The organism is Marvinbryantia sp., from assembly GCF_047017445.1.
In the GTDB taxonomy this organism is placed as follows: domain Bacteria; phylum Bacillota; class Clostridia; order Lachnospirales; family Lachnospiraceae; genus Marvinbryantia.
Map to the genome: position 1 here is coordinate 1 of NZ_JBKXTT010000026.1, position 24,990 is coordinate 24,990.

The following is a 24,990-nucleotide window of genomic DNA, read 5'->3' on the forward strand; positions in this document are numbered from 1 at the left end:
ATCGGCATTTACCAACTTATGAAAAGATAATCAGAAATTTAGTAAGTTTTTAAGTAAAAATAAATATACCTGCTGCCGATGCTATGGTTTTGTAGGTATCGCCCATGCCAGAGTTGCGACCTCTGACAAGGGCATTTTTTATGCTACTGTAAAACGGAGGCTTGAAACGGAGGCTTGTGCTGACCTTACAATACTGATTGTAAATCTCTGGAAGAGCTGCTTTCAATGCCTCAGCCTGTTCCTCCAGCACTTTCTGTTGTGCTTCAATGACCTGCAGTTTTTTAATTCCGTTTTCAATCTGTCTCTCTGTTATGATGAAATCTCCTCTCATTCGGCCAAGCCCCGGCAGGCTTTAAAGTATTTAAGGAATCTCGTCCGTCTCATTATTCCCTTATCCTGTTTCCCGGTGTTATGTGGTACTCTTGCTTTCGGTTTCCCTACTCCCCTCCACCTTCGCTCGACGGGTTTTTGTTTTGCTTATGATTATATTACAAACATTTTTCATTACTTTGTCAACTGATATATACACTTTTTTGATTACATTTTATATTTTTTTGATTGCAATGGTTTTATTTGTGCTGTATAATGAATTCATCAAAACGAAAGAAGGTGCGTCAATGGTTAGTGACAAAATAAAAGGATTACTCAGTATGCGAGGAAAAAAGTATAAAGAATTGGCAAGCCTTTTCGGAATCAGTGAGCAGGCTATGAGAAATAAATTTGTACGTGGTAGTTTCTCAGCAGATGAGCTCATAATGATAGCTGATTTTGTCGGTTGCCAACTTGCTTTTGAAATGGACGATACACAAAAAGTCCTTCTTACGACCGCAGATTTGAGAAATCCTCTACCAGGTGCCAAAGAATAGTTTATTTCTCATCGTATGCAATAACCGGAAAAGGGGGTTTTAATTATGCCATTAGCACAAACCAAACTTTACACAGAAGCAGACTATTACAATTTGCCTGAGAATGTCCGGGCGGAGCTGATAGAGGGGAACCTGATCTATAACCAGGCGGCGCCCTCCAGAATCCATCAGACAATACTCATGGAGCTTTCCGGAACAATCCGGAATTATCTCAAATCAAAAGGCGGACCTTGCCGTGTATATCCCGCCCCGTTCGCTGTCAAGCTGAAGGAGGACAGGAAAACCATAGTAGAGCCGGACATAAGCGTTATCTGTGACCGGAACAAACTTACGGATCGTGGCTGTACCGGAGCGCCGGACTGGATCATTGAGATTGTTTCTCCCGGCAATTCAAGCCATGACTATGTTCTTAAGCTGAACCTGTACGCAAACGCAGGTGTTCGGGAATACTGGATTGTGGACCCTCGCAAAGAACGCATTTTCGTTTATCATTTGGAGCAGGAGCATTTCGAGGTCGAGACGTACACATTCCATGACCGTATTCCGGTGGGTATCTATCCGGACTTGCAGATAGACTTTTCCAGTCTGGACCTTTAAAAGTGGGGTTCGTTCCCGAAGTCATGCGTTCCGTTCCCATATTTGACATTCATTTACGGGAGCAGAGCACAAAAATAGCACTCAGGTGTGGGACCTGGGTGCTTTTGATTACCGTTTGGTAATCTGAACAGATGCAGCAGGCTCTCCCGGCAGTCTATTTTCTGCGCTTGCGGTCAATCGCTCTGGCTATGAGGTGTCCGGCGATAATGCCAGAGATTATAATAATTGCCAATGTGATGTAATCCATATCCTTTTCGATTCATTATCCGGAAGATAAAGCTGCACTTCTGTTTCATTTTCTACTGTGAAATTATCACCGCCACCCGAGTATTCTGGTTTCCGATTTTTTAGCTAAAATACCTGTGCAGTGGTAGTTTCTGTGAAATCGTAACCCTTCGCCCTCTTAAACAGAGCATTTTCTATCTTCTTTTCACTTTATTTATTCACAACTGGATAAAACAAATGGTACAGTAAAAGAATCAAAAATGCAGTGCCCTTTTTACAGGGCACTAGTCAAAGGTGTATACCTGTGATTATATTACTGAACAGAATAAATGCTAAGCTTCTCACGTCTTTTTCCAATAATTTTATCCCTTTATTTTTCCATTTGGTCCGATTTTTGGCCGGACGTGGATTTTTTCTTGACCTGCAATACAACTCGTGTTACACTATAATCCGTTGCAAAGCCCACAAAACCAAGGTCTTTCCGGGCTTGCCGCCGATTCCCGGCGTTACTCAGATACGTGCGTATCTGAGTTCGCGGCATTCGCCAGATGGACATGCACGCATATCCGTCCGGCTCATTGCTTCGCGAAAAATGCACCGAGTGTTCGAGACCTTCCACTCGTAAAACAAAACTAAAGGAGAAAACTGAATATGAGAGACAAAAAAGTGTTGTTTATTGTGCAGGCAGCAGCGATTGCTGCTATTTATGTGGTGCTTACCGTTGTTTTTGCACCGCTTTCCTTCGGAGAGGTGCAGGTCCGCTTTGCGGAAGCCCTGACGATTCTTCCGTATTTTACGCCCGCGGCGATCCCCGGATTGTTTGTCGGCTGTATTATCGGAAATTTTCTGGGCGGCGCGATTCCGGTGGACATCATCTGCGGCAGCATCGCCACACTGATCGGGGCGTTCGGTTCCTACGCACTGCGGAAGCAGAAATTCCTCGTGCCGGTTCCGCCGATCATGGCAAATACGGTGATTGTTCCGTTCGTGCTTTTCTACGGATACGGCATTAATCTGCCGATCCCGCTGATGATGCTGAGCGTCGGAGCGGGTGAAGTGCTTTCGTGTGGGGTATTGGGACTCGTGATCCTGTCTGCACTTGACAGATATAAAAATGTGATCTTCAAAACAGCATAGTCAAATGGACATGCAAGCATGTCCGCTTGTCTTGTTGCTCGCGGGAATAAAAGCCGGGCAGCGGCGGAAGTGTTTTCTTCCTTCGCTGTCCGGCTTTTTATCATAAGAAAAATTATTCCTCCGTCCAGACCTCTTTTGGTATGTGTAAGGATCTCGGCGCTCTCTTCTTTTGTTACGCCGTGATTTCTGGCGTTTGCTATGATCTAACCCTTAAGTTTTTCATATTCTTCATCAGAAACCGGCTCGCACCATTCATTTTTACAGCCCTCTCCGGGAACCTCGATCGCCAAGTGCTGGAACCAGGAATCTGCCGCTGCACCGTGCCAGTGTTTTACCTCTGCCGGAATGTGGACAACATCTCCGGGAAGAAGCTTTCTGGCCGGTTTGCCCCATTCCTGGTACCAGCCCTCGCCTGCGGTGACGAGCAGCATCTGCCCGCCTCCCTTATTTGCATGGTGGATATGCCAGTTGTTGCGGCATTTCGGCTCAAAGGTAACGTTGCCGACCGCCACCTGCTCCAGAGAGAGCATATTCAGATAGCTCTGGCCGGTAAAATATTGTGCGAACGCGTCGTTCGGTTTGCTTGTGGGAAACACACTCATTTCTTTTGCACTCATCTTAAAATCCTCCTATACCCATTCCCTGATTTCATCTTTTGCGCGAAGAACACTGCCGCCGTGGAGGGCAAGCCCCTTTTCGACTGTTGCCGTTTTGCAGAGCTTTTGGATATCGCTGACGCTGCTGCCCATTCCGCTGCCCTCGTGCGTGCAGAACGGCTTGATGATTTTTCCGTTGAAATCAAAATGCTCCAGAAAAGTGAAGACAGCCATCGGCATGGTGCTCCAGTAATTCGGATAGCCAAGATAAATAATGTCGTAATCTGCAATGCTTTCCGGATAGCGCTTCAGCTCCGGACGGGCATTGCGCTGCTGATCCGCCTGTGCCTGCGCGATGCATTCATTGTAGTTTTTGGCGTAGGGACGTACCTGCTCGATTTTAAACAGATCTGCGCCTGTAAACTCCTGGATGATGCCGGCCGCAAGCTCTGTGTTGCCTGTTTTCAGCGTTTTAATCGTACCATTTACATAGTTTTCATCGGCTCTTGAATAAAAAGCAATCAATTTCTTTGACATTTCACAACCTCCCTGTTGTCTGTATGATCTACTATAACATGCATTTTCTTGACAGGGAATCTCCGGTAGGTTATCATGGTATTAATAAAAAGTTTATAGCTATAAGAGCGAAACTGGTATGCAGAGGCGTTTCCGCCTGGAACATTTACAGAAAAAATGAGGAGAGAGGTAACCGGCAATGAGAACCAAAAAAGCGATTGGGATAGATATTGGAACGACCAGTATCTGTCTTGTAAGTTATTGTGTGGCTTCGGGAAAAACGGAAGCGATAATGCAGGCGGAGAATGCTTTTTGTCCGGGGACATTCCGGCAGGATCCGCAGCAAATTTATCTGTGCGTAAAAGAAATGCTGGACAGAATGATAGAAGAGACAGGCAATGTTGATGTAATCGGCGTATCCAGCCAGATGCACGGGATTTTATATCTGGATAAGAGCGGGAACGCGGTAACACCCTACTATACCTGGAAGACGGAGTGCGGAGATCAGCCGTTTAAAGAAGGCACGTATGCAAAGTGGCTGTCAGATAAGACCGGGTATGCGATGCATACCGGATATGGAAGTGTGACGCATTTTTTTCTGCAGGAAACAAATCAGATTCCAGAGGAAGCAGATGTATTTACAAACATTGGCGACTATCTCGTCATGCGGCTGTGCGATCTGAAGCTTCCGCAAATGCATTCTTCGATCGCGGCAAGTATGGGAGGTTTCAGGCTGGAGGACGGGAGCTTTGATTTTGAAAAGCTTCAGGAAGCCGGAATAAATACGGCTTACTATCCAAAGGTAAATGAAAAAGTGGAGATTGCGGGCATGTATCAGAACATTCCGGTCGTATGGGCAGTGGGAGACAACCAGGCCAGCTTTTATGCTGCGGCAGGGGAAGCGGACGAAATGCTCAGCGTTAATGTTGGAACAGGTTCGCAGGTCTCTTTCTTTGACCGGACGCTGCTGGAGGTAAAAACGGGGGAAATCAGACCTTTTACGGAGCAGGGCTATTTGTATGTGCAGGCTTCGGTAAATGGCGGAAAAGTCTATGAGCGTCTGGCGGAATTTTTCCAGGATTCCGTGCGGCTTTTTACCGGGATACGTGTTGATAAGGCGGAAATTTATCAAAAAATGGAAGAGGCGGCTCTGGAAAAACCAGAGACGGAGCTTCGGGTATTTCCGCTTTTATATGGAAGCAGAACGGATAAGGATAGCGCGGGGACCGTGGAGGGACTGACTGCGGAAAATTTTTATCCGGCGGATGTAATTCGTGCATATACGGCTGGTATGGCAAGAGAGCTGTATGAAGCCTACCGGCAGTTTCCGGAAGAGCTTCGCCGCGGCAAAACGACGATCGTAGCCAGCGGAAATGGCATACGCAGGAACCGGATTTTAAGACAGGAAATAGAAAGGGCATTTGGGATGCCGGTTATACTCAGACAGGTAAAAGAAGAGGCAGCCGCGGGCGCGGCGATGTGGGCCTGGCAGGAAACCGAAACCAGGCACCCTGGATGAAAACGTTTATATGGGAGGTGCGGGATGTATCATCCGTTACTGGATACCTTTATCGCTGCGGCAGACTGCGGCAGCTTCACAAAAGCGGCGGGGCGCCTGTATATTTCGCCGACCGCCGTCATGAAGCAGATGAACACGCTGGAGGCGCATCTGGGATTAAATCTGATCGAGCGGACCCCGGCAGGCATCCGTCTGACCCCGGCGGGAGAAGTGATTTACAAGGATGCAAAATTTATGATCGATTATTCGCGAAAATCCATTGCGGACGCCAATGCCGCTGCACATTCCCATGATACAACCTTCTGTGTGGGAACCTCTCTGCTGAACCCGGCAAAACCGTTTATGGATCTCTGGTATCGCGTAAACAAAAGCTTTCCCGACTATAAGCTGCATCTTGTGCCCTTCGAGGACGATCACGAGGGGATTCTCTCGGAAATCGGGAAGCTGGGAGAAAAGTTTGATTTTCTGATCGGGGTATGCGATTCGAAAGCCTGGCTTTCGCTCTGCGAATTCCTTCCGCTTGGCAGATATAAAAAGATGGTAGCGGTGCCGCGGGAGCACCGCTTTGCGTCAAAAGAGCAGATTAATATAGAGGATTTATACGGCGAGACGCTGATGATGGTGCCCTGCGGTGATTCCGGCGTCAACGACTTGATCCGCAGCGATCTGCAGAAAAATCATCCGCAGATACATATCGAGGATACGCCGCAGTTCTACGACCTTTCTGTGTTTAATCGCTGCGCGGAGACGGGAAAGGTGCTGCTCACGATTGAATGCTGGCGGGAGGTGCACCCGGGACTTGTCTCTGTTCCGGTGAACTGGGATTACAGTATTCCTTACGGGCTGCTGTACAGTCTGAATGCGCCGCGGGATGTGCTGCGGTTTGTGAGGGCGGTGAAAGCGATGGGAGGATTGGAGGATGAAAAAGCGCAGCTTACAATTTGAGCTTACAGGGAAAATCAGCATCGGGTTAATTATTGTGACCATTCTGGTCAGCAGTGCGATCATCCTTTTGGAAACCATTCAGTATAATAATATTATTCTGGACAGCGCATATAAAAACATGTCCGGTACAGTAGATACGATAGATTATTATTTTGAGGATGTAAAGACGCCGATGGTAATGCTGGCGCGAAATGACAGCGTAGTGAAAGCAATGGAGCATTATTCCGACATGACGAATCGCGAAAAGCTGGAGACAAACAATACGCTGAAGGAATTTGTGCAGAATATAGCATCATTTAAAAGCTTCATCAGCGATATTATTATTCTCGGGAATGAGGGCTTTCAGTATAATGTTTACAGCAATGACCAGAGTAAATTTTTAAAAAAAGTGGATTTTTCCGCGCTGCCCTATTTTGATAAAGTAAATGAGGAGCAGCGCCGCCTGTATTATATCGGAGAACATGAGACAGATTACTATCAGGCGGACAATATGCGGGTGTACTCGGTTGTATTGCCGGTTTATAAGAATCAGAAGCATATCGGATATATTATCTGTGACATAGATGCGGCGATGATCGACGATTCCCTGAAAAAGAACGCGGAGGGAGAGAGTGCAAAGATCGTCGTCTGTGATGAGCTGGGAAATTTAATTTATGAGCAGGGAAATGATAAGATATCGGCAGAGCATATCCTGGCGGCGGAGAAAAAGGCGCAGGGAAGTATGGGTCTTTTGGAGCAGTTCTTTTCGCACGGCGAGCTGCTGATAGAGGTAAAATCAGAAAAAACGGACTGGGTGTATTTATATGCGATACCATATGAAAATCTTAACCGATTTGGAAAGGTAATTTTTTTATTTGACGTCACCGTTATTCTTTTGGGGCTGGTTGCGGTGACCTTTTTCTCAGGACAGTTTACCAGACAGATCCTGACTCCGCTGAAAAATATCATCTATATGATAAAGGATATGCAGATCAACCAGGGGGCGCAGGAGCTGGCTGCGGATTACCAGGATATGAAGAGTGTGAGCGAACTGAGCATTCAGATAGAATATATGATCCAGCGTATGGATAAATTGATCAGGGAGAATTATCTGTATGAATTAAAGCGAAAGGATTTACAGATACAGATTCTGACCCATCAGCTTTCACCGCATTTCCTGTACAATACCCTGCAGCTGATAGATTATCAGTCGATGGTGAACCGACAGGAAAATGTCAGCAAGATTATCAGTCGGCTGAGTTATATCCTGCGCTATTCGATGAGCGGGAATAAGATGGTGGCATTGCGGGAAGAGCTGGAGTATGTCAGGGCATACCTGGATATCTATCAGCTCAGGTATGAAAATAAACTTACGTGCCGGATCGAAGAGCGAAGCCGGGCGAATCCGCAGATTCCAAAGATGATCCTGGAGCCGGTCGTGGAAAACTGCATAAAGCATGGCTTTTCACAGGGAATGAACGGGGCCCGGATCCGGATCGTGATAGAAGAGCAGGGAGAAAATCTTGCGATTTCTGTGAGAGATAACGGAAGGGGAATTCCAGCGGAGCATTTAGCATGGCTGAGAGAGCATATGGAAGAGGGGGATATATCCGGGGAGCATATCGGACTGCGGCATGTACATTCGATCTTGAAGCTGTGTTTTGGCGATGGATACGGAATAAAAATAAACAGCGAAGAGGGGTATTTCACGGAAGTAACGGTGCTTGTGCCGACAGAGGCGCATAAGGAGACGGGAGATCAAAGCATATGAAGAAGGTTTTACTGGTAGACGATGAAGCGTATATTTTAGATCTGCTTACAAGGATGATCCCATGGGAATTTTACGGCTTTGAGGTGGCTGGAAAGGCGGAGAGCGCAGCGGAGGCGATGCAGATATTTTATAATATTCATCCGGATGTGATTATCACAGATATCTGCATGGAGCACATATCCGGGATAGAATTTATTACCAGAATCCGTATGCAGGATCCGGCGGTGAAAATCCTTATACTGAGCGCCTATGATAAATTTGAATATGCACAGAAGGCGCTGAAGCTGAACGTGGACGGCTATCTTTTAAAGCCGGTGAACCGGGAAGAGCTGATCCATACGTTATTGGAGCTGCAAAAGGAGATGGATCAGGGAGAAAGCTATCAGGTACAGCTGGATGAGCTGCAGAGCTCTCTGAATTATTTTCAAAGAAAGTATTACGAGGAGCAGCTGCTGAAGCTGTACCAGGGAGCGGCAGAAGCGCTGCCGGACGAACTGCAGGGCGCAGATTACTGGTGTATATTGAGCGTTCTGGCGATCGTGAGAAATGAGATCGTTTTTTTGCAGCAGGATATTGAAAAAAATAAAGAGGTGATAAGCTATAGTCTGTTTGTCGGTGACGGACTGCTGGCAGTTTTTCTGCGTGCAAAGCAAAAGGAAAAGCTGGAGGAATGTCTGCAGCAGGTAGAGCGGACATATATCCGGGAGGGCACGCTGCTCTGTGGGAGAAGCTCGATCTCCAGGGGAAACCAGGCGGCGCTTTGCGTGGAAAGCAAAAGGGCACTGAACAGGCTTTTTTATACGCCGCAGTTTTATTTTGCAAAGTATATGGAGCGCGACAAGAAGAATATGGAGCGGATTCCGGTGAATGAGAGCCGCGAGCAGTTTCTGATCTGGCTGACTGCGCGCAGGGCAGACGAATGCCGGACATTTCTGGAAAAATGGTTTGCGGATTGCGCGGCGGTACAGGAAGAGCGGGAAACTGTTCTGGAGACGGTAAAACAATATCTGCGCTGGATGAAAGAGACGGCGCGCCCGGAGCGGGCGCCGGAATATGAAAAATTGATCGAGCGCTGCGACAGGGTATATCAACTGCAGGAGGCAAAAGAAATTGCGGAGGCGGGGCTTCGGCTGACTGAGGAGACGGAAGGCGCCGGAGGGAAAAGCAGGCTTTTAATAGAGCGGGCAAACGCATATATCCGGAAAAACTGCTGCCGGGAAACATTTTCGATAGAAGAGCTGGCGGAACATCTGCATATCTCAAAAAGCTACCTCTCGAAGGTGTATAAAGAGGAAACCGGGGAATCCGTGTGGAATTTTGTAATGCGGGTGCGGATAACAAAGGCGAAGGAGCTGCTGGTGAGCACGGACGCAACAAATTTTGCGATTGCGAAAGCAATCGGTTATACAAGCGAGTATCATTTTTCACGGGCGTTCAGCAAGCTGGTAGGGGTATCTCCTTCTGTTTATAAAAAGATGTATCTGAAATAAGAGAATTTGGTAAAAAATAAGATTTAAAAACATTTTATAAAAGGCACGCATTTTCTATACTCAGATAGGTAATTGCGAAACTCGCAATGCTCGTTCACAATCTTGAATCCAAACAAGGAAGAATTCGTATAGAGTACGAATCCTAAGATGAGAAGTGGATAACTACCGTTTTTAGGCGCACTTTAATAAGCTACAGGCTTTATAAAGTTAATAAGACCTAAGCGATGAGTGGTTTCAGACTTCGTATGTATTCATGATGTTTGATTTTGTCTGCAAGAACAACTGTAATGAGTTGGGTGATTCCAGCAAGAATTAAGTCTGCATGCAATGTTTTCTCATTCTGAGTACGACGTCCTGCAAGACAGAGATTCTCTTTTATGTGATTGATATCTCTTTCTACTGCGGTTCTGATTTTGTAAGTGTTATCCCATTCTTCGGTTCCACGAATGGTTCCGGGATAGGCACGAAGATCTTTTTCAGGATAAACATAGATCATACGTCCACACTCAGAAGTAGTACAGGGATTATCGCAGATACAATGTCTATGATATTTTCCGGTTGATGCATCCTTAACATACTTTATCTTAGGACAGATAAACTTATATCTTTTTAAACCATTTTTTCTTGTAGATGTGCCTTCGTGTTTCATTGGAAGTGAATCATCATTAGGGCAGCAAGGGATGCCGTTTTCATTCACTTTACAATCAGGATTTTTTAATCCGGATCTGGAATTCAGAGGAATGTATGCTTTTTTAAAGTGTTTATTTTCGCCAAAGGTATTGCCTGTCAGCAGTTCTCCATAAAGCTGGCAGGAGTCAAATGCTGCATCACCAAGAAATGTTTTGGGATTCATAAGCGGATGCTTCGCAAAGAAATCTTTTAGTGTAGGAATGAGTAATTTAGCATCATGAACACACTTATCTTCATCAGGAGAATCAGATTTCTTTTCCACAACGATTTCAGGATGTGAGGTCATAAAGTCTTTGTTGTAAAAAGATATATGCCGGATAATGCCAAGACCATTGGTAATAATGCCAAACTTGAAGACATAGCAAAAATGACCATTAATGTATAACTGTTTAATTTCTGGATTTGCGGATGCGTGTGTTGGCATAGAACCATAAGCTGCTTTATAAGGATCATAACTCTTGTCGAAGCTGTTAGCTTTGGCATAAGCTTTGAGTTGCCTGATAATACGATTTGCGTATTTCGGATTATTTTCAGTAACGAAAGCCTCAATGCCAGAAGAATCAAAGATGGTCATATCAGCTTTTGAAGAATCAATAGCATGACAGATTGGTTCGGTTAATTCAACAAGGTTATCAAAAACAAGCTGAAGGTCATCCATAAAGTCCTGTTTGAAGCGGGTGATTTTAGAAGCATCTGGAACTTTAGTGAAACCACAAAATTCACGCAGTGGTTTTGAATAAGCAAGAAAAGTTAAAAGAAGCTGGTCTGTGGGAATAGAAAAAATACGCTGAATAATCAACGCCCATAGCAAAGCGCTTAAAGGGTATTTACGGGTTCTGCCCGTTGATGCATAGAAATGATTTCGAAAAGAAATCGGAACGATCTCATCAATATCGATGTGGTTTTCTAATAGAGACAGAAACCCAGGTTTGTCATTTTCAAATTTATCTTGGCAATCCGAAAAAAAATCTGCCAAAGAAAGCTGTTTATATGGTATCATAGATGTCAGAATAACTCCTTTCTTGGATGCATGGTTTATAGTTTTTCGTCAACTCTATTATACCATATCCGGTGAGGGGTTATTTGTTTTTTGTGGTTAAAAAATGCCGTATTTATGCGGCATTAGGCGTTTCGCAAACGCCTACTATACTCAGAAAAAGGGAGGTGGAAAAATGAGTGCTTTTTTGATGGAAAATAAGAAGCTTTTGCTGGATGGGAGCGTAATTGCCTGTGTTGAGCAGAGAGACGGGGAATGGGAGGATACGTTTATCTGCATGGGAGAGAATATGTGGCTGTGGAATCGTACCTTTACGGTCACAGACGCCAGGGAAAGCTGGGACGATTTTCCTATGGAATTTATCCTGCAGGGCGAGGTAGCATTTTATATGATTCCCGGTGTGAATTACAATGGAAATTTCTGGGGCGAGGGAAAAGAACCGAAGGGGCTTCTGGATGACGGTATTCCATGGCGCTTTGCAGGACATCGCAGCGGCGTGCGTGCGGGAATGTTTGCCCAGACAAAGGAAGCTGCCGTCGGAATTTTTGCAGCGCAGGAAAATCCGATGGGATGCTCTATGGAAATGGAGCGCGCAGAGAAAAAAGGATTTTGCATGAGGCTGCATTTCCCGGAGCAGGAAGGGCCGAGAGTTTACTGCGCCAGAGACAGTTATGAAGCAGGGAAATATATGGAAACAACCTGTTTTTGCAAAAAAAATCTTGTTTTTTCGGCATGGATCGTTGTGAGAGAACCTCAAAAGCAGCATGATTATGCAGCGTTTTTAGACAAGGCGTGGGAGGTTTGCCGGGAAGAGGGCAGCGTGCGCCTGCTGACAGACGAACAGGTCTGGGAGCTTGGCATGGATTTTGCCAAAAACCGGCTCTATTTTGAAGAAGACGGATTTGCAGGCTTCTGTATGGGGCTGACCTGGAAGGATAAAGGCTGGGAGCAGAAAAGGGATTATCTGGAAATCGGCTGGGTGGGACAAAATGCGTCCCTGGCAGTATCGCTTCTTTATGAATATGCGATTTTTGGGGAAAAGGAAGCGCTCCGGCGCGGGCTTTCTGTGCTGGACGTCTGGTGCGGCAGAGCGGCGCTGCCAAACGGGCTGTTCAGATGCCGCTTTGACCAGATCCGGAAATGGGGCGGACGTATTGACAATGATGAGGAGCGCAACGATGCGGCGAATCTCTATAGTGCGGTGACGGAGCTTTTGGAAGCTTATCATCTGCTCGCAGAGCTTGGAATAGAACGAAAGCTGTACCGAAAGACGGCGCTCGCTATTTGCTCCTTTGTGACGCAGCATCAGCTGGAAAGCGGAAAAATGGCAAAAGCGTGGTTTAACGATGGCAGAATTTCAGATGCGGAAGGAACCGTCGGATGTTATCTTGCCGAGGCGCTCTGCTTCGGCTGGAAGGAATGCAAAAGCCGGGAATTTCTCAATGCTGCCAGAGCCGGATTTTCCTATTATTATAAAGAATTTGAAAAATATGGCTACACGACGGCGGGAGCGCTGGATACCTGCTGCGTTGATAAAGAATCTGCAATTCCGCTTTTGCGGTGCGCGCTTGAGCTGTTTGAGATAACAGGGGAGAGGGAATATCTGGAAGCGGCAAAGCAGGTGAGCAGTTATCTTGCAAGCTGGCAGTACCATTATAATGTGCAGTATGGCGGGCATACGCTGCTCGGACAGATGGGCTATCGGACCAGAGGAGGCACGTCGGTATCGGTGCAGCATCACCATATAGACTGCTATGGGCTGGAATTTTACGAGGCATGCCTGTGTTTATCTGGCACGGCTGCAGGGAATCTCGGAGGAGTATTATGAGGCTGCAAAAATAGACGGAGCCTCCGGGTGGAATATGTTCCGATATATTACGCTGCCGCTGCTGACGCCGGCGATTTCCATTAGCACCATGCTGATCATCATTGACGGACTGAAGATTTACGCGCTGCCGTATTCCTTTACCGGAGGCGGTCCGGGATATAAGACAACATTTATGACGCAGCTGATTATCAAAACGGGTATCGGGGAGAAAAAGGTAGGCAGATCGTCTGCAATGGCAGTGGTATTTTTTGTTATTATTATGGCAGTATCTCTGCTGCAGCTTTATATTTCGAGAAAGCGGGAGGATGAGGTATGCTGAAAAAAAGGAAAATAACAGGGCTCATACTTCAAGTGCTTTTGCTTGCATTTACGTTAGTTTATTTAAGCCCGATCATTTATATGGTGCTGAATTCTCTGAAACCGTACAGCCAGATGCTGAGAGAACCGTGGGCGCTGCCGGAGAGCTTGTTTTTGGATAATTATATCAAAGCCTTTGGTCAGATGCAGTTCTGGACCTCCCTGGGCAATTCCATTGTGATCACAGCGTCTTCGGTATTTCTGATCGTTATACTGGGCGTGCTGGCGGCTTATCCGCTGTCACGGTTCCGAAACAGGCTGACCGGATTTCTGTCGGTATACTTTCTGGTGGGATATATGGTGCCGACACAGGTGCTGATCGTACAGATTTTTTCTGTGATGAAGGTATTTCATCTGATCAATACAAAAACGGGGCTGATCCTTGTTTATTCGGCGAGCGTGTCCTTTGCGATTTTTATGTACCAGGGTTTTATCCGCGCACTGCCCATTGATATGGAGGAATCAGCTCTGATCGACGGGGCAAATCCCTGGCAGCTGTTCTGGAATGTGGTGTTTCCGATGATCAAACCGGTGACCGCTACAATTGTTATTTTTCAGACGATGTGGATATGGAATGATTTCACGCTGTCCAGTCTGCTGTTAAGCTCCCGGGATCAGATGACACTTTTGCTTGAGCTGAATCTCTGCGTAGGAGAATTTAACCTGGACTGGTCCGTGATGCTGGCGATCATGTGTATCGTGATGCTTCCGATGGTGATTTTTTATTTGCTGATGCAGAAGCAGATCATCGCAGGCATGACGAGCGGAGCCGTGAAAGGATAGGGAAAAAGGGAGGCAGAAATGAAGATAGCAAGAGTAAATATGTATCTTGTCAGGCCACGATGGGGGTTTGTGGAAATTACAACGGATGACGGGTTCAGCGGATGGGGCGAAGCGGTTCTGGAGGGACATACGGAAACGGTCCTTGCCTGTGTGGAGGAAATGCTGGATTATCTGATCGGTGCGGACGCGCGGAAAATAGAGGATATCTGGAACGTTTTGTACCGCGCAGGCTTTTATCGGGGAGGCGGCGTGATGATGAGCGCTCTTGCCGGGATCGATCAGGCGCTCTGGGATATCAAAGGGAAATATTACGATGCGCCGGTGTATGAGCTGCTTGGCGGCTCCTGCCGTGACAAGGTGCGCGTCTATTCCTGGATCGGCGGGGACCGCCCTTCGGATGTCGGGAATGCTGCGAAGAAAAAAAAGGACGAGGGTTTTTCTGCGATAAAGATGAATGCGACTGAGGAGCTGCAGATGATAGACAGCTATGAAAAGATTGATGCAGTCTGCGAGCGTGTGGCGGCGATCCGGGAGACATGCGGGAAATACTTTGGCATTGCGATTGATTTCCATGGCAGAGTTCATAAACCGATGGCAAAAATTCTCGCAAAGAAGCTGGAGGAATTTCAACCGATGTTTCTGGAAGAACCGGTGCTGTGCGAACATATGGAATGCTTTAAGGAGATCGCTGCCTGCTGCAATATTCCGATCGCGACGGGAGAACGGTTATATACCAGATATGATTTCAAACGGCTGCTGACGGCAGGCGGAGTGGATATCATCCAGCCTGATCTGTCACATGCCGGCGGGATCACAGAGGTGAAAAAGATTGGCGCGATGGCGGAAGCCTACGATGTGGCGCTGGCGCCGCACTGCCCTCTGGGACCGATCGCGCTGGCGTCCTGCCTGCAGGTCGATGCAGTCAGCTATAATGGCGTGCTTCAGGAGCAGAGTATCGGGATCCACTACAACGTCGGGAAGAGTGTTCTGGATTATATCGATAATAAGGAGGATTTCAGATTTGTCGGCGGTTTTGTAAACCTTCCGGTGAAAGCCGGGCTTGGCGTGCAGGTAAACAAAGCGCTGGTGATAGAAGAAAACGAAAATCCGCATCGCTGGAAAAATCCGGTATGGAGACACCGGGATGGTTCTGTCGCGGAGTGGTGAGACGCGGGGCTGGCAGTTATCTGCCAGCCCCATCTGATTTTCGGCATCGTCCGGTCTTTCGGCATTGCCCTGTCTTTCGACGCTGCCCGGTCTTTCGGCATTGCCGATCTTTTGGCGCTGCCCTGTCTTTTACTGCTGCCGGATGTCCACATATCTCTGCGCTTCTGTTCCCTGATAGTCGTCGCCCCAAATTGCGTTCAGGTCCACAAACAGATAGGGCAGTTCGTCAGCGTTGACAATATATGCGGTATGGATAGTGACCGTTTCCTGCGGCTTCAGCTCCGTGATGTAGTTGCCGCCGTGCATTCCGTCTCCGCCGTGCGGATCGAAGTAGCCTGCTTCGAAGCTGGCTGCGCCCGTAGAATTTGCATAGTCGCAGGAGAGACCGCCGCGAAGCTGTGCGTCTGCATTATACATTTCTGCGCGGTCGGCGTAAAGAAGATAGCCGTCATTTTTTTCGGCGATACCGCAGAGATCGATCCGGAAGCAGATATTTTTCAGAGTTTCGGAACCGTTGTTTGTGTATGTGATGGTTGTGTAAACAAGCTTCTGCGCAATCGTCTCCGTTTCCACAATCTCATCCAGTGCGTTGACGCCGTCCTGGCGGCGCAGGTACGTAATCTCGGCGGGCAGCAGATTTCCGTTTTCATCGGTGATATCCGCCCAGTGGTCCGGGATATATTCCGGCCGATCAAGAAGCGTCAGATTATCGGAAATCTGCACGTCCGTCACCACTGCGGTGATATCGTTTGTCACATCATGCTGCTTCTGCGGCGTGTCCGCGCCCATTGGGACGGAGACGGCGTCGCCGATATCGTGCATCGCTTCGATTTCTTCCGCTGTAAAGCGAGTCTGCGGCTGATAATCGTTTGTTTCCCTGGCGGGCAGCAGGCTGCAGAAAAAGCGGATCGCAGACTCTAATGGGGATTCCATGGATTTTGCTGCTTCGTTAGCGCTATCAGGAGAAACGGCATCTGCCGCGGCTGGCGTGACATTTTCGAGCACTTTCACGAGCGTTTCCTTTGAAAGCTCCGGGGCGGCGTAAACCTCCAGAACAGTTTCCGCCTCCGGGCAGAGCATGTAAACCTTTGTTTGCGCCTCGGCATCGGCGCTGCGCTGAATTGTCAGATACACTGCCGCACGACCGTTAATTTCCAGCTCTTCACTGAAGGTAACATATTGCTCGGACAATGCAAGGCTTTCCGCGGAGGTATCTGACTTTAGCGGATGCCGGATAATGGTCATTGCCCAGGAGGAATCTGCAAAGGAGAGCTTGAAGCCGTTCGGCTCCAAAAACATATCCTCCGGGATGTAGCCAAACTGCAGCCAGGCAGTCGCTGTGCTTTCTGCACTGGCATTTGTATCACCGTTGGTTCCGGTCCCCTCGACGTGGATCGTCCGCCCGTAAGCGCCCTCATTTTCCATATATAACTGATAGAGCTGGATTCCGGCAAAGGAAACGGTACCGAGAAGCAGCGCGGCGGCAAAAATTAAAAGCGGCAGTCTGCGCCGACGGCTTCTGCGGCGCGGAGAAAAAGCGGTTTTTTTATTATCCATCTGTCGTGCGACCTCCTGCCCGATCATGCTGCGGATTTCCGGCGGCGTCTGCGGAAAGCTCTTATTCAATTCCTGCTTCAGACTATCGTAACACATATGTTTCATTCTCCTTTCCTTCCAGTGCCCGGCGCAGCTTTGCGCGTGCGCGGAGCAAACGGTTTTTGACGGCGCTCTCAGAGGTTCCAAGAAGCTTTGCAGTTTCGCGGACACTGTAGCCTTCCAGATAATAAAGTGCTACGGCGAGGCGCATATCTTCCGGCAGAGCAGCCAGTGCCTCATAAAGCTCCGAGTAGTCGTTTTCCTGTGCTGCTGCCTGTTCCGGGAGCGGCGCTTCCATCGGAATCGTGCGGCTTTTCTGACGCAGAGTGCGGTAACACTCATTGATTAAGATGCGGATCAGCCAGGTTTTGGCGTAAGCATCGTTTTTTAGTGTGTGATATTTGGAAAATGCTTTTACAATGGCGTCCTGGATGGCGTCCGCACAGTCAGCATCCTCATACAAAAGTGTTTTTGCAATGTGATACATCGTATCTGACGACGCCAGGATCAGTTCGCCGAGCTGTTCTTTCTTCATATAGATGGTAGTTCCTTTCTGCCGGCCGGCATATTTATCTTACACTAATTAGATGTTTTTGGACAGGGAAAGGTCTCGGTAGTTTTTATATAAAAATGAAGCCGTCTTTTTTGGTTGCCGCAAAACAGGCACGGCGTTATAATGTACATAAAGAGTCTTGGAATGAAGAGCAGGGGGGATAATGATGTTTGGAAAAAAGAAGAAGGTCAAAAAAGACTACGATCGCCAGAACCAGAAACCGGTCTTGCACTGCAGCATCTGCACCGGGGAGACGGTCGCCGGGTTTAAGGATCTGCGCACCGGAAAATTTGAGGAAGTGATGCTGATCAGGGGCGCGGGCGATCTGGCAGAGTTTAAGGAAATGTACGGGATAGAAGAAATCGAGAAAGAATACTGATGAGGCGGATACCCGGTCTTTGTAGGGGCCTGGCGGCAGATGCGCGTGTCTTATATTAAGAAAGAAATCACTTGTATTTTAGACTGCCCGGCAATATAATATGGACATAAAAATAAGGAGGAAATGTATGGACATCATTGAAATTTTAAAGGCGGTGCTCTTTGGCGTTGTGGAAGGCATCACGGAATGGCTGCCGATCAGCAGCACCGGTCACATGATCCTGCTGGATGAGTTTGTTAAGCTGAATGTATCGGCGGAGTTTATGGAAATGTTTCTGGTGGTTATTCAGCTCGGCGCGATCCTGGCGGTCGTCGTGCTCTATTTCGGGCAGCTATGGCCGTTTTCTTTAAAGGAGAAATATTTTATTAAAAAAGATACCTTTTCCATGTGGTTTAAGATTCTTGCCGCATGTATACCGGCGGCGGTCGTGGGTATCCTGTTTGATGAGAAGCTGAACGAGCTGTTTTACAATTACCAGACGGTTGCGGTTGCGCTGATCGTATTTGGTATCCTGTTTATTGTGATCGAGCGGCAGAACCGCGGCATGAAGATCAAAGTAAATTCTATCTCGGAGATTACCTATCCGGTTGCCCTCTGGATCGGGGCGTTCCAGCTGATCGCTGCGGTATTTCCGGGCACCTCGCGTTCGGGCGCGACCATTCTCGGCGCGATCATGATCGGAGTTTCCCGCACCGTGGCGGCTGAGTTTACCTTTTTCCTTGCAGTGCCCGTCATGCTTGGTGCCAGCCTGTTAAAGATTGTGAAATTCGGCTTTTCGTTCACGCAGATGGAACTGGTGCTTCTGCTGGTCGGCATGGTGGTGGCATTTGTCGTGTCCATCGCGGTCATCAAGCTGCTGCTCGGCTACATCCGCAAGCATGATTTCACCGTGTTCGGCTGGTATCGCATCATTCTCGGCGTGGTCGTGCTGGCATATTTCTGGTCACAGGGGATGTAAAGGGATTTTATGAACATTATTTTACCGGAACATGTAAAGCAAATTATCGGGAAGCTGGAGGCGGCGGGCTTTGAGGCGTTCGCTGTCGGCGGCTGCGTGCGCGATTCCATTCTCGGCAGGGAGCCGGATGACTGGGATATCACCACCTCCGCCAGACCGCAGCAGGTAAAAGAGCTGTTTCGGCGGACGGTGGATACCGGCATTGCCCATGGCACCGTGACGGTTATGCTGGATAAAACGGGTTACGAGGTGACGACCTACCGCATCGACGGGGAATACGCCGACAACCGTCACCCGAAGGAGGTCAGCTTCACGGACAATCTGACGGAGGATCTGCGGCGGCGCGATTTTACGGTCAACGCGATGGCGTACAGCGAGACACGGGGACTGATCGACGCATTCGGCGGCGTCCGGGATCTGCAGGACGGCGTGATCCGCTGCGTTGGCGACGCCAAAGAGCGCTTCGGCGAGGACGCCCTGCGCATTTTGCGGGCTGTGCGATTTTCCGCACAGCTCGGTTTTTCGATTGATGAAAAGACGCAGGCTGCCGCCCGGAAAATGGCAGCAAATTTAAGAAGCATCAGCGCCGAGCGGATACAGGCTGAGCTGGTCAAGCTGCTCGTGTCGCCGCACCCGGAGATCCTCGGCAAGGCGTATGAGCTTGGCATCACGGCGGTGGTGCTGCCGGAGTTTGATGCGATGATGGAGACGCCGCAGAATCACAAACATCACATTTACAATGTGGGCGAGCATACCTTAAAGGCGCTGGAGTACGCGGAAAATGACCGCATTATCCGGCTGGCGGTTCTCTGTCATGACTTTGGCAAACCGGCGACGCGCACCACAAAGGACAGCGTGGATCATTTCTATGGGCATCCCGCTGTCAGCGAAGAGCTTGCCGGAAAGATGCTGCGCCGTCTGAAATTTGACAACGACACGATCCGTAAGGTGAAAGTGCTGGTGCGCCTGCACGATGCAAAGCCGCCTCTGAACGATGAGACGCTTACAAAGCTGCATAGCGGTGAGCGCGCCGTTTCCGAAAAAAGCGTGCGCCGCCTTGTCTACCGCTGCACAAGGGAGCTGTTCCCTTCGCTGATGCAGGTGTGCGGCGCGGATGTGCTGGCGCAGAGCGATTACCGGAAAACGGAGAAGCTTTTGCTCCTGGAGCAGATGTACGATATTTATGAGGAGATTCTGCAGAAAGAGCAGTGTCTTTCCTTAAAGGAGCTTGCCGTCAGCGGCCGGGATCTCATCGGCGCCGGGATCGCGCCCGGAAAGGAAATTGGCGAGATCCTGGAGCGGATGCTGGAGGATGTCCTTGAGGAGCCGCAGCACAATACAAAAGAATATCTGATGCACACCTATGTGAAGTGATTTTTATGCCGGGCTTTTAAAACATAATCTGTCCCCGTATCGCATACGATAAAAGGAGTGATATAGGGGAGGGTTATGTGTGAACGAAAAAAGCCTGAAGGTATTGGAACAGTATGAGATTGAGGTCATCAGCACAAGGAGAGGACGAGGCTCCTATATCTGCGAGACAAATCTGGGGAAGAAGCTGCTCGCCGTCTGCGGCAGCTCCGAAAAGAAGATGGTATTTGTCAACCGCGTGCTGGAATCCATGCGGCAGAAGGGATATTTGTATGCCGATACGGCGATGGCAAACAAAGAGGGGAAGCTGCTGACACCTGACCGCGAGGAGGAAGCCTGCATCCTCAAGGACTGGTTTGAAGGGCGCGAATGCGACACAAAGAGCATGTCAGATGTGGAGCAGACGGTAAAAAGGCTGGCACAGCTTCACAGGCTTATGTATCTGCCGCCGGAGCCGGAAAGCGATGATGGAAATTATATCGGGGAGGATCTGCAGGAAGAGCTTTTGCGCCACAACCGGGAGCTTCGCAAGGTCTACGCGTTTATCCGGAAGCGGAAGCAGAAGAATGGGTTTGAGATCCTGTTCTTAAATTGCTTCCATATGTTTTACGAGCAGGCACAGGAGGCGTCAGAAAAGCTGAAAAGCTCCGGGTATACCTCTCTGCGGGAGGAAATGTGCGGGCGCGGCGCGCTCTGTCACGGAAATTTCAACCAGCACAACGTCTGGTTCACCGGAAGAAACCAGATCTTTGTCGGGAATTTTGATAAGTGCCGGTATGACATTCAGGAAGCGGATCTTTATCAGTTTATGCGCAAGATCATGGAAAAGCAGGATTGGCAGAAACACAGCGGGTACCGCATTCTGGACGGCTACGACCGGGAAAAGACCATGGGAAAGCGGCAGAGGGATTATCTCTATGTCCGGCTGCTCTACCCGGAAAAATTCTGGAAGCTCGCCAATCAGTATTATAACCGCAATAAAGCATGGGTTCCGGAAAAGAGCAGGGAAAAGCTGGAAGTGCTGATCCGCCAGCAGAGTCAGCGAAACGCATTCTTAAAGACGCTGGAATGATTGTCTGCGCAGCAGAAAGCGCCGCAGTGCAAAAGAACGGGAAGGGATCATATGAAGTACAGTTTTGAAGATTATATAGAGATCATAAAAAAGCTGCGCGCCCCGGACGGCTGTCCGTGGGATCGCGCGCAGACGCACGAGAGCCTGAAGCCGTGTATGATCAATGAGACTGCGGAGGCGCTCGCCGCAATCGAGGTTTTGCAAAAAACGGGTGATGCGGGCAACCTCTGTGAGGAGCTTGGGGACATGCTGCTGCAGGTCGTTCTGCAGAGCCAGATCGCAGCGGATGAAGGGCTGTTTGATATCGGCGATGTCGTGCGGGCGGCGAGTGAAAAAATGATCCGACGCCACCCGCATGTGTTTACGGAAAATAAGGAGCTGCCCGACTGGGAGACGATCAAGCAGGCGGAGAAGGCACAGATCCCTCCGGCTGTGGAGGCGGCAAAGCGCGAGGCGCTGCAGCGGGCGCGGGCGGAGATGGCGCGGCACCTGGAAGCGGAAAGCGGACAGTAGTCCCGGGCGCGGCTAAGAACGGTATATCCGATGTTTTCAAGGAAAGGTCTTGACAAACGAAGGGTTACGGTATATAAAAGGTAATAGTAATGTACGAGGAAACGTACAAGACTGATAAATCTGACGAATGCCGGATGGCAAGTTAAGAGAAAATCTACGAGGAGGAAATTTTCCATGAACAAAACAGAATTAATCGCAGCTATTGCAAAAGAGACTGAGTTATCCAGGAAAGATGCCGAATTAGCTGTAAAGGCTTTTGCAGATGTAGTAACTGCTGAACTGAAAAAGGGCGAAAAGGTACAGCTTGTAGGCTTCGGTACATTTGAGGTATCTGAGAGAGCGGCAAGAGAGGGAAGAAATCCGCAGACTGGCGAGACAATGACCATCAGCGCATCCAGAACTCCGAAATTCAAGGCAGGCAAGGCTTTGAAGGATGCAGTGAACGAATAAAAGCAAAGTAAGCGATTGCGGGGCTGGACGGCCTCGCTATTTTTTATAATACAGGAGTGTATATGAGATTAGATAAGTTTTTGAAGGTTTCCCGTCTGATCAAGAGACGTACTGTTGCGAACGAGGCGTGCGACGCAGGGCGTGTACTGGTGAATGATAAGGTGGCAAAGGCTTCCGTCAATGTGAAGGCGGGCGATACCATAGAGATCCAGTTTGGGACTAAGAGTGTGAAGGTGGAAGTGCTCAGCGTGCAGGAAACTGTGCGCAAGGAAGAGGCACAGGAAATGTACCGGTATTTATAAAGAAAAAAGGCGCGCCTGCAGGAGCACAGGATATCGCCGGAAACATTAACGGCGCTGGGTGCAGGCTGCGACGCATAAAAGCCGGGAGGGCGCATATATATAGAATTGAGGATGACGCCGGAGAATGCCATGGAAGAAAAGCAGATGCAGCGCGCGCACAAGCTCGTGATCATTGGAAGAAAAACGGGGACTGTCAGCGGGATATCCGATGTGCTGTCGTTCGATGAAAATGAGATCGTGCTGGATACGGAGATGGGGCTGCTGACGATCAAGGGAAAAAATCTGCACATCAGCCGTCTGACGCTGGAGCTTGGGGAAGCCGATCTGGAGGGAAAGGTCGACAGCATGGTTTACTCCGAGCGCGGTCATAAAAAGAAGCAGGAGGGAAGCCTCATCAGCAGGCTGCTTCGCTGATATGAGCGCGGTAGTGAGACAGGAAGCGGCGTTTTTCTTTGCCAGTATCCTGACCGGCATTTTTCTTGTCTGGGCATATGATCTTTTCCGGATTTTCCGAAAAGCTGTTCCGCATCATATCCTGGCAATCAGTATCGAAGATCTGCTTTACTGGCTTGCGGCTTCCTTTATTATATTCGGCATGATATTTGAAAAAAATAACGGCGCTTTGCGGGGGTATTCCTTTGTCGGTATCCTTCTCGGCGTGTGGTTCCAGTATCTGGCAGAAGTGTTTTTTCGAAAGACATGGATAAAACTGTTGAAAAAGGTAAAAAAAAGAGGTAAAATGTCAGTGAACAGAAGATAGCAGGTTTTTAACAGGAGAATCCGGTCTATGAAAAAAAGAAAGAAACGCAGAGGCAGCAACCGCAGGGAAATGATCTGTATTTCGGCAGTAGTGGTCGTGCTGATGTGTGTCGTATTTACGCAGAGCAGCCGCCTGCGGGAAAAGAACGCCGCATATGAGGCGCGTGTTGAGGAGCTGAACGAGCAGATCGCCAGAGAGAGCGAGCGCGCAGTGGAAATAGAGGAGCTGAAAGAGTATGTCAAGACGCCGGAGTACGCCGGTGAGGTCGCGAGACAGAAGCTTGGCATGGTCGGCGAGGATGAGATCCTTTTCCGTGCAGAAAATTAAAAAAATCAGTTGACAAGCGAAGGGAAAACCGCTATAATAACCGTGTTGCGGCGGAATAGCTCAGTTGGCTAGAGCACACGGTTCATACCCGTGGTGTCGAGAGTTCAAATCTCCCTTCCGCTATTAAAAACTCTGGCAAACGCCAGAGTTTTTGTTATGAAAGCATAAGTGACGGATTTCATGTTATTCAAATTTTACGTTGTCTACAATGAATTGTCCAAACGGAAAACATTCTTCTTCATTGTAGATCATCTCCCATGCTTTTGTCAGTTCGATGAATTCCATAGCGCTGATTTCTGCCTCAAGCACACCCATTAACATTCCCCGGTATAAAGCATTTACCAGGTCATATGTACCGTTGAAATTCAGATTTGCATTATCCGGAAGCTCCGGTATCTCTTCGGCATTCCCAACCATGAGTGCAGTACTTATATATGTGAGGACCTCATCGCCTCTGACGCCATTCAAGAAAACAGACGAATCCACATTTTGCTGTAATACCTCATTGTATTCTTTTGTGGGCTTTTCCCATTCAAAATCTGCCGGAGCAATTCCATTCGGCTCCAGGTATTCGGTGGTAACCGTTTCCTTAATGGTTTCTATAAGCGTGTTCAACTGCTCTTCCGTAATTGTAATCCCGAAATCCTCAAGTGTTTTTGTTTCCGATGCTTCGGTTGCCTGCATTTCGGTTTCTGCGGTACTTTCAGAGGCCATCGGCGTAATCGTGCAGGCGATGCACATTATGGTTGCGGTAATAAACGAGATGATTCTTTTTTTCATATTCTTCCCCTTTCTGTGATGAAGTTAATTGGTTTTTTGTATAATCCTCCTTTCGGCTTTTATTATACAATATTGTGGATATAATCACAATATTGAAATTAAAAAAGCAGAAATATAATTGTAACTAACAGCAGAGGGTGGTGGTTACAATTATTGATTACGGTCCATTGTGGGACACTATGCGCAGGCGGAATATTTCACAATATCAGCTTTTAAAGTCCGGCATAGATAATAAAACGCTGGACTCCCTAAAGAAAAATAAAAACATTACATTGCTGACAGTAGAAAAGCTCTGCCGGATTTTGAATTGTACACCGAATGATGTCGTTAAATTTAAAGATGATTAAAAGAGAAAAGTACACTTGTTTGAGGCTGGCGTGGATAGTAACGGAAATAGCGTTACTGTTCACGTTCAATGTCATTTAGTTAAACAAGACATGTTAGAGAATCCCTGCCATAAAACAGC

Annotated in this window: 29 protein-coding genes and 1 tRNA gene; 23 read left to right on the forward strand and 7 right to left on the reverse strand. The window is 48.2% G+C overall.

Annotation, left to right across the window (positions count from 1 at the left end):
- Positions 1–49 precede the first annotated feature (49 nt).
- The gene (locus ACLU9Q_RS18995) at positions 50–331 is read right to left on the reverse strand and encodes a hypothetical protein (RefSeq protein WP_296836885.1); all 282 of its coding nucleotides are present in this window, start codon (positions 329–331) and stop codon (positions 50–52) included.
- Between the two features lie 148 nt (positions 332–479).
- Here ACLU9Q_RS18995 and ACLU9Q_RS19000 point away from each other — a divergent pair, with 148 nt between their 5' ends.
- From ACLU9Q_RS19000 to ACLU9Q_RS19010, 3 genes are all read left to right on the forward strand, one after another.
- Positions 480–866 (forward strand): DUF6471 domain-containing protein, encoded by a 387-nt coding sequence (locus tag ACLU9Q_RS19000; protein ID WP_296836886.1) that lies wholly within the window; start codon positions 480–482, stop codon positions 864–866.
- A gap of 45 nt (positions 867–911) precedes the next feature.
- Positions 912–1,463: a Uma2 family endonuclease gene (locus ACLU9Q_RS19005; RefSeq protein WP_296836889.1), complete on the forward strand. Its 552-nt coding sequence runs from the start codon at positions 912–914 to the stop codon at positions 1,461–1,463.
- A gap of 876 nt (positions 1,464–2,339) precedes the next feature.
- Entirely contained in the window at positions 2,340–2,825 is a 486-nt protein-coding gene (locus ACLU9Q_RS19010) for a QueT transporter family protein (RefSeq protein WP_296836892.1), read from the forward strand.
- Positions 2,826–3,028: 203 nt separating this feature from the next.
- On the opposite strand, the gene ACLU9Q_RS19015 is transcribed toward ACLU9Q_RS19010, so the two are convergent.
- Together ACLU9Q_RS19015 and ACLU9Q_RS19020 are read right to left on the reverse strand one after the other, a co-directional pair.
- Positions 3,029–3,442 carry a cupin domain-containing protein gene (locus tag ACLU9Q_RS19015; protein ID WP_412625842.1) on the reverse strand — a complete coding sequence of 138 codons (414 nt, stop codon included), beginning with the start codon at positions 3,440–3,442 and terminating at the stop codon, positions 3,029–3,031.
- Positions 3,443–3,454: 12 nt separating this feature from the next.
- Complete coding sequence (locus ACLU9Q_RS19020; RefSeq protein WP_296836898.1) at positions 3,455–3,958, reverse strand: flavodoxin; 504 nt, start codon at positions 3,956–3,958, stop codon at positions 3,455–3,457.
- 178 nt (positions 3,959–4,136) lie between these two features.
- Between ACLU9Q_RS19020 and ACLU9Q_RS19025 the strand changes: the two genes are divergently transcribed.
- From ACLU9Q_RS19025 to ACLU9Q_RS19040, 4 genes are read left to right on the forward strand one after another with little or no spacing between them, the layout of a single operon-like run.
- Positions 4,137–5,456, forward strand: coding sequence for a sedoheptulokinase (locus tag ACLU9Q_RS19025; protein ID WP_296836901.1), 1,320 nt, complete (start codon positions 4,137–4,139; stop codon positions 5,454–5,456).
- 24 nt (positions 5,457–5,480) lie between these two features.
- The gene (locus tag ACLU9Q_RS19030; RefSeq protein WP_296836904.1) at positions 5,481–6,401 is read left to right on the forward strand and encodes a LysR family transcriptional regulator; all 921 of its coding nucleotides are present in this window, start codon (positions 5,481–5,483) and stop codon (positions 6,399–6,401) included.
- The gene (locus ACLU9Q_RS19035; protein WP_296836908.1) at positions 6,376–8,151 is read left to right on the forward strand and encodes a sensor histidine kinase; all 1,776 of its coding nucleotides are present in this window, start codon (positions 6,376–6,378) and stop codon (positions 8,149–8,151) included. The genes ACLU9Q_RS19030 and ACLU9Q_RS19035 overlap by 26 nt, the downstream gene beginning before the upstream one ends.
- Complete coding sequence (locus ACLU9Q_RS19040; RefSeq protein ID WP_298515205.1) at positions 8,148–9,641, forward strand: response regulator; 1,494 nt, start codon at positions 8,148–8,150, stop codon at positions 9,639–9,641. The genes ACLU9Q_RS19035 and ACLU9Q_RS19040 overlap by 4 nt, the downstream gene beginning before the upstream one ends.
- 217 nt (positions 9,642–9,858) lie before the next feature.
- Here ACLU9Q_RS19040 and ACLU9Q_RS19045 read toward each other — a convergent pair whose 3' ends face one another.
- Positions 9,859–11,331 (reverse strand): transposase, encoded by a 1,473-nt coding sequence (locus ACLU9Q_RS19045; RefSeq protein ID WP_412624679.1) that lies wholly within the window; start codon positions 11,329–11,331, stop codon positions 9,859–9,861.
- A gap of 172 nt (positions 11,332–11,503) precedes the next feature.
- Between ACLU9Q_RS19045 and ACLU9Q_RS19050 the strand changes: the two genes are divergently transcribed.
- From ACLU9Q_RS19050 to dgoD, 4 genes are read left to right on the forward strand one after another with little or no spacing between them, the layout of a single operon-like run.
- Entirely contained in the window at positions 11,504–13,156 is a 1,653-nt protein-coding gene (locus ACLU9Q_RS19050) for a hypothetical protein (protein ID WP_412625843.1), read from the forward strand.
- Complete coding sequence (locus ACLU9Q_RS19055) at positions 13,083–13,475, forward strand: carbohydrate ABC transporter permease (RefSeq protein WP_412625844.1); 393 nt, start codon at positions 13,083–13,085, stop codon at positions 13,473–13,475. The genes ACLU9Q_RS19050 and ACLU9Q_RS19055 overlap by 74 nt, the downstream gene beginning before the upstream one ends.
- Positions 13,469–14,296, forward strand: a complete 828-nt coding sequence (locus ACLU9Q_RS19060; protein WP_296839537.1) for a carbohydrate ABC transporter permease — start codon at positions 13,469–13,471, stop codon at positions 14,294–14,296. Before ACLU9Q_RS19055 ends, ACLU9Q_RS19060 begins: the two co-directional genes overlap by 7 nt.
- 18 nt (positions 14,297–14,314) lie before the next feature.
- A complete protein-coding gene (dgoD, locus tag ACLU9Q_RS19065; protein WP_296839532.1) occupies positions 14,315–15,463 on the forward strand; it encodes a galactonate dehydratase in 1,149 nt (382 codons plus the stop codon).
- Positions 15,464–15,592: 129 nt separating this feature from the next.
- On the opposite strand, the gene ACLU9Q_RS19070 is transcribed toward dgoD, so the two are convergent.
- Positions 15,593–17,125, reverse strand: a complete 1,533-nt coding sequence (locus ACLU9Q_RS19070) for a hypothetical protein (RefSeq protein WP_296839530.1) — start codon at positions 17,123–17,125, stop codon at positions 15,593–15,595.
- Positions 17,103–17,594 carry an RNA polymerase sigma factor gene (locus tag ACLU9Q_RS19075; protein WP_296839528.1) on the reverse strand — a complete coding sequence of 164 codons (492 nt, stop codon included), beginning with the start codon at positions 17,592–17,594 and terminating at the stop codon, positions 17,103–17,105. The genes ACLU9Q_RS19070 and ACLU9Q_RS19075 overlap by 23 nt, the downstream gene beginning before the upstream one ends.
- A gap of 184 nt (positions 17,595–17,778) precedes the next feature.
- Here ACLU9Q_RS19075 and ACLU9Q_RS19080 point away from each other — a divergent pair, with 184 nt between their 5' ends.
- The 11 genes from ACLU9Q_RS19080 (at position 17,779) to ACLU9Q_RS19130 (ending at position 23,867) form a co-directional block, all read left to right on the forward strand.
- Complete coding sequence (locus tag ACLU9Q_RS19080) at positions 17,779–17,991, forward strand: aspartate dehydrogenase (RefSeq protein WP_412625846.1); 213 nt, start codon at positions 17,779–17,781, stop codon at positions 17,989–17,991.
- Between the two features lie 127 nt (positions 17,992–18,118).
- Positions 18,119–18,949, forward strand: coding sequence for an undecaprenyl-diphosphate phosphatase (locus ACLU9Q_RS19085; RefSeq protein WP_296839523.1), 831 nt, complete (start codon positions 18,119–18,121; stop codon positions 18,947–18,949).
- A gap of 9 nt (positions 18,950–18,958) precedes the next feature.
- Positions 18,959–20,323 (forward strand): CCA tRNA nucleotidyltransferase, encoded by a 1,365-nt coding sequence (locus tag ACLU9Q_RS19090; RefSeq protein WP_296839520.1) that lies wholly within the window; start codon positions 18,959–18,961, stop codon positions 20,321–20,323.
- Positions 20,324–20,402: 79 nt separating this feature from the next.
- A complete protein-coding gene (locus ACLU9Q_RS19095; protein WP_296839518.1) occupies positions 20,403–21,392 on the forward strand; it encodes a CotS family spore coat protein in 990 nt (329 codons plus the stop codon).
- A 51-nt stretch (positions 21,393–21,443) separates the two neighbouring features.
- Positions 21,444–21,905, forward strand: coding sequence for a MazG nucleotide pyrophosphohydrolase domain-containing protein (locus ACLU9Q_RS19100; RefSeq protein WP_296908367.1), 462 nt, complete (start codon positions 21,444–21,446; stop codon positions 21,903–21,905).
- A gap of 174 nt (positions 21,906–22,079) precedes the next feature.
- Positions 22,080–22,355 carry an HU family DNA-binding protein gene (locus ACLU9Q_RS19105; RefSeq protein WP_296836171.1) on the forward strand — a complete coding sequence of 92 codons (276 nt, stop codon included), beginning with the start codon at positions 22,080–22,082 and terminating at the stop codon, positions 22,353–22,355.
- 62 nt (positions 22,356–22,417) lie between these two features.
- Positions 22,418–22,657, forward strand: coding sequence for an RNA-binding S4 domain-containing protein (locus tag ACLU9Q_RS19110; RefSeq protein ID WP_296836168.1), 240 nt, complete (start codon positions 22,418–22,420; stop codon positions 22,655–22,657).
- A 129-nt stretch (positions 22,658–22,786) separates the two neighbouring features.
- Positions 22,787–23,071: a sporulation protein YabP gene (yabP, locus tag ACLU9Q_RS19115; RefSeq protein WP_296836165.1), complete on the forward strand. Its 285-nt coding sequence runs from the start codon at positions 22,787–22,789 to the stop codon at positions 23,069–23,071.
- A gap of 1 nt (position 23,072) precedes the next feature.
- Complete coding sequence (gene yabQ / locus ACLU9Q_RS19120) at positions 23,073–23,417, forward strand: spore cortex biosynthesis protein YabQ (RefSeq protein WP_296836162.1); 345 nt, start codon at positions 23,073–23,075, stop codon at positions 23,415–23,417.
- A gap of 27 nt (positions 23,418–23,444) precedes the next feature.
- Positions 23,445–23,744, forward strand: a complete 300-nt coding sequence (locus tag ACLU9Q_RS19125) for a septum formation initiator family protein (RefSeq protein WP_296836159.1) — start codon at positions 23,445–23,447, stop codon at positions 23,742–23,744.
- A gap of 49 nt (positions 23,745–23,793) precedes the next feature.
- Positions 23,794–23,867: transfer RNA gene (locus ACLU9Q_RS19130), tRNA-Met, on the forward strand.
- A 60-nt stretch (positions 23,868–23,927) separates the two neighbouring features.
- On the opposite strand, the gene ACLU9Q_RS19135 is transcribed toward ACLU9Q_RS19130, so the two are convergent.
- On the reverse strand, positions 23,928–24,524 hold the full coding sequence (locus ACLU9Q_RS19135) for a hypothetical protein (protein WP_412625845.1): 597 nt from the start codon (positions 24,522–24,524) through the stop codon (positions 23,928–23,930).
- 179 nt (positions 24,525–24,703) lie between these two features.
- Between ACLU9Q_RS19135 and ACLU9Q_RS19140 the strand changes: the two genes are divergently transcribed.
- The gene (locus ACLU9Q_RS19140) at positions 24,704–24,871 is read left to right on the forward strand and encodes a helix-turn-helix domain-containing protein (RefSeq protein ID WP_298515677.1); all 168 of its coding nucleotides are present in this window, start codon (positions 24,704–24,706) and stop codon (positions 24,869–24,871) included.
- The last annotated feature ends 119 nt before the right edge of the window (positions 24,872–24,990 follow it).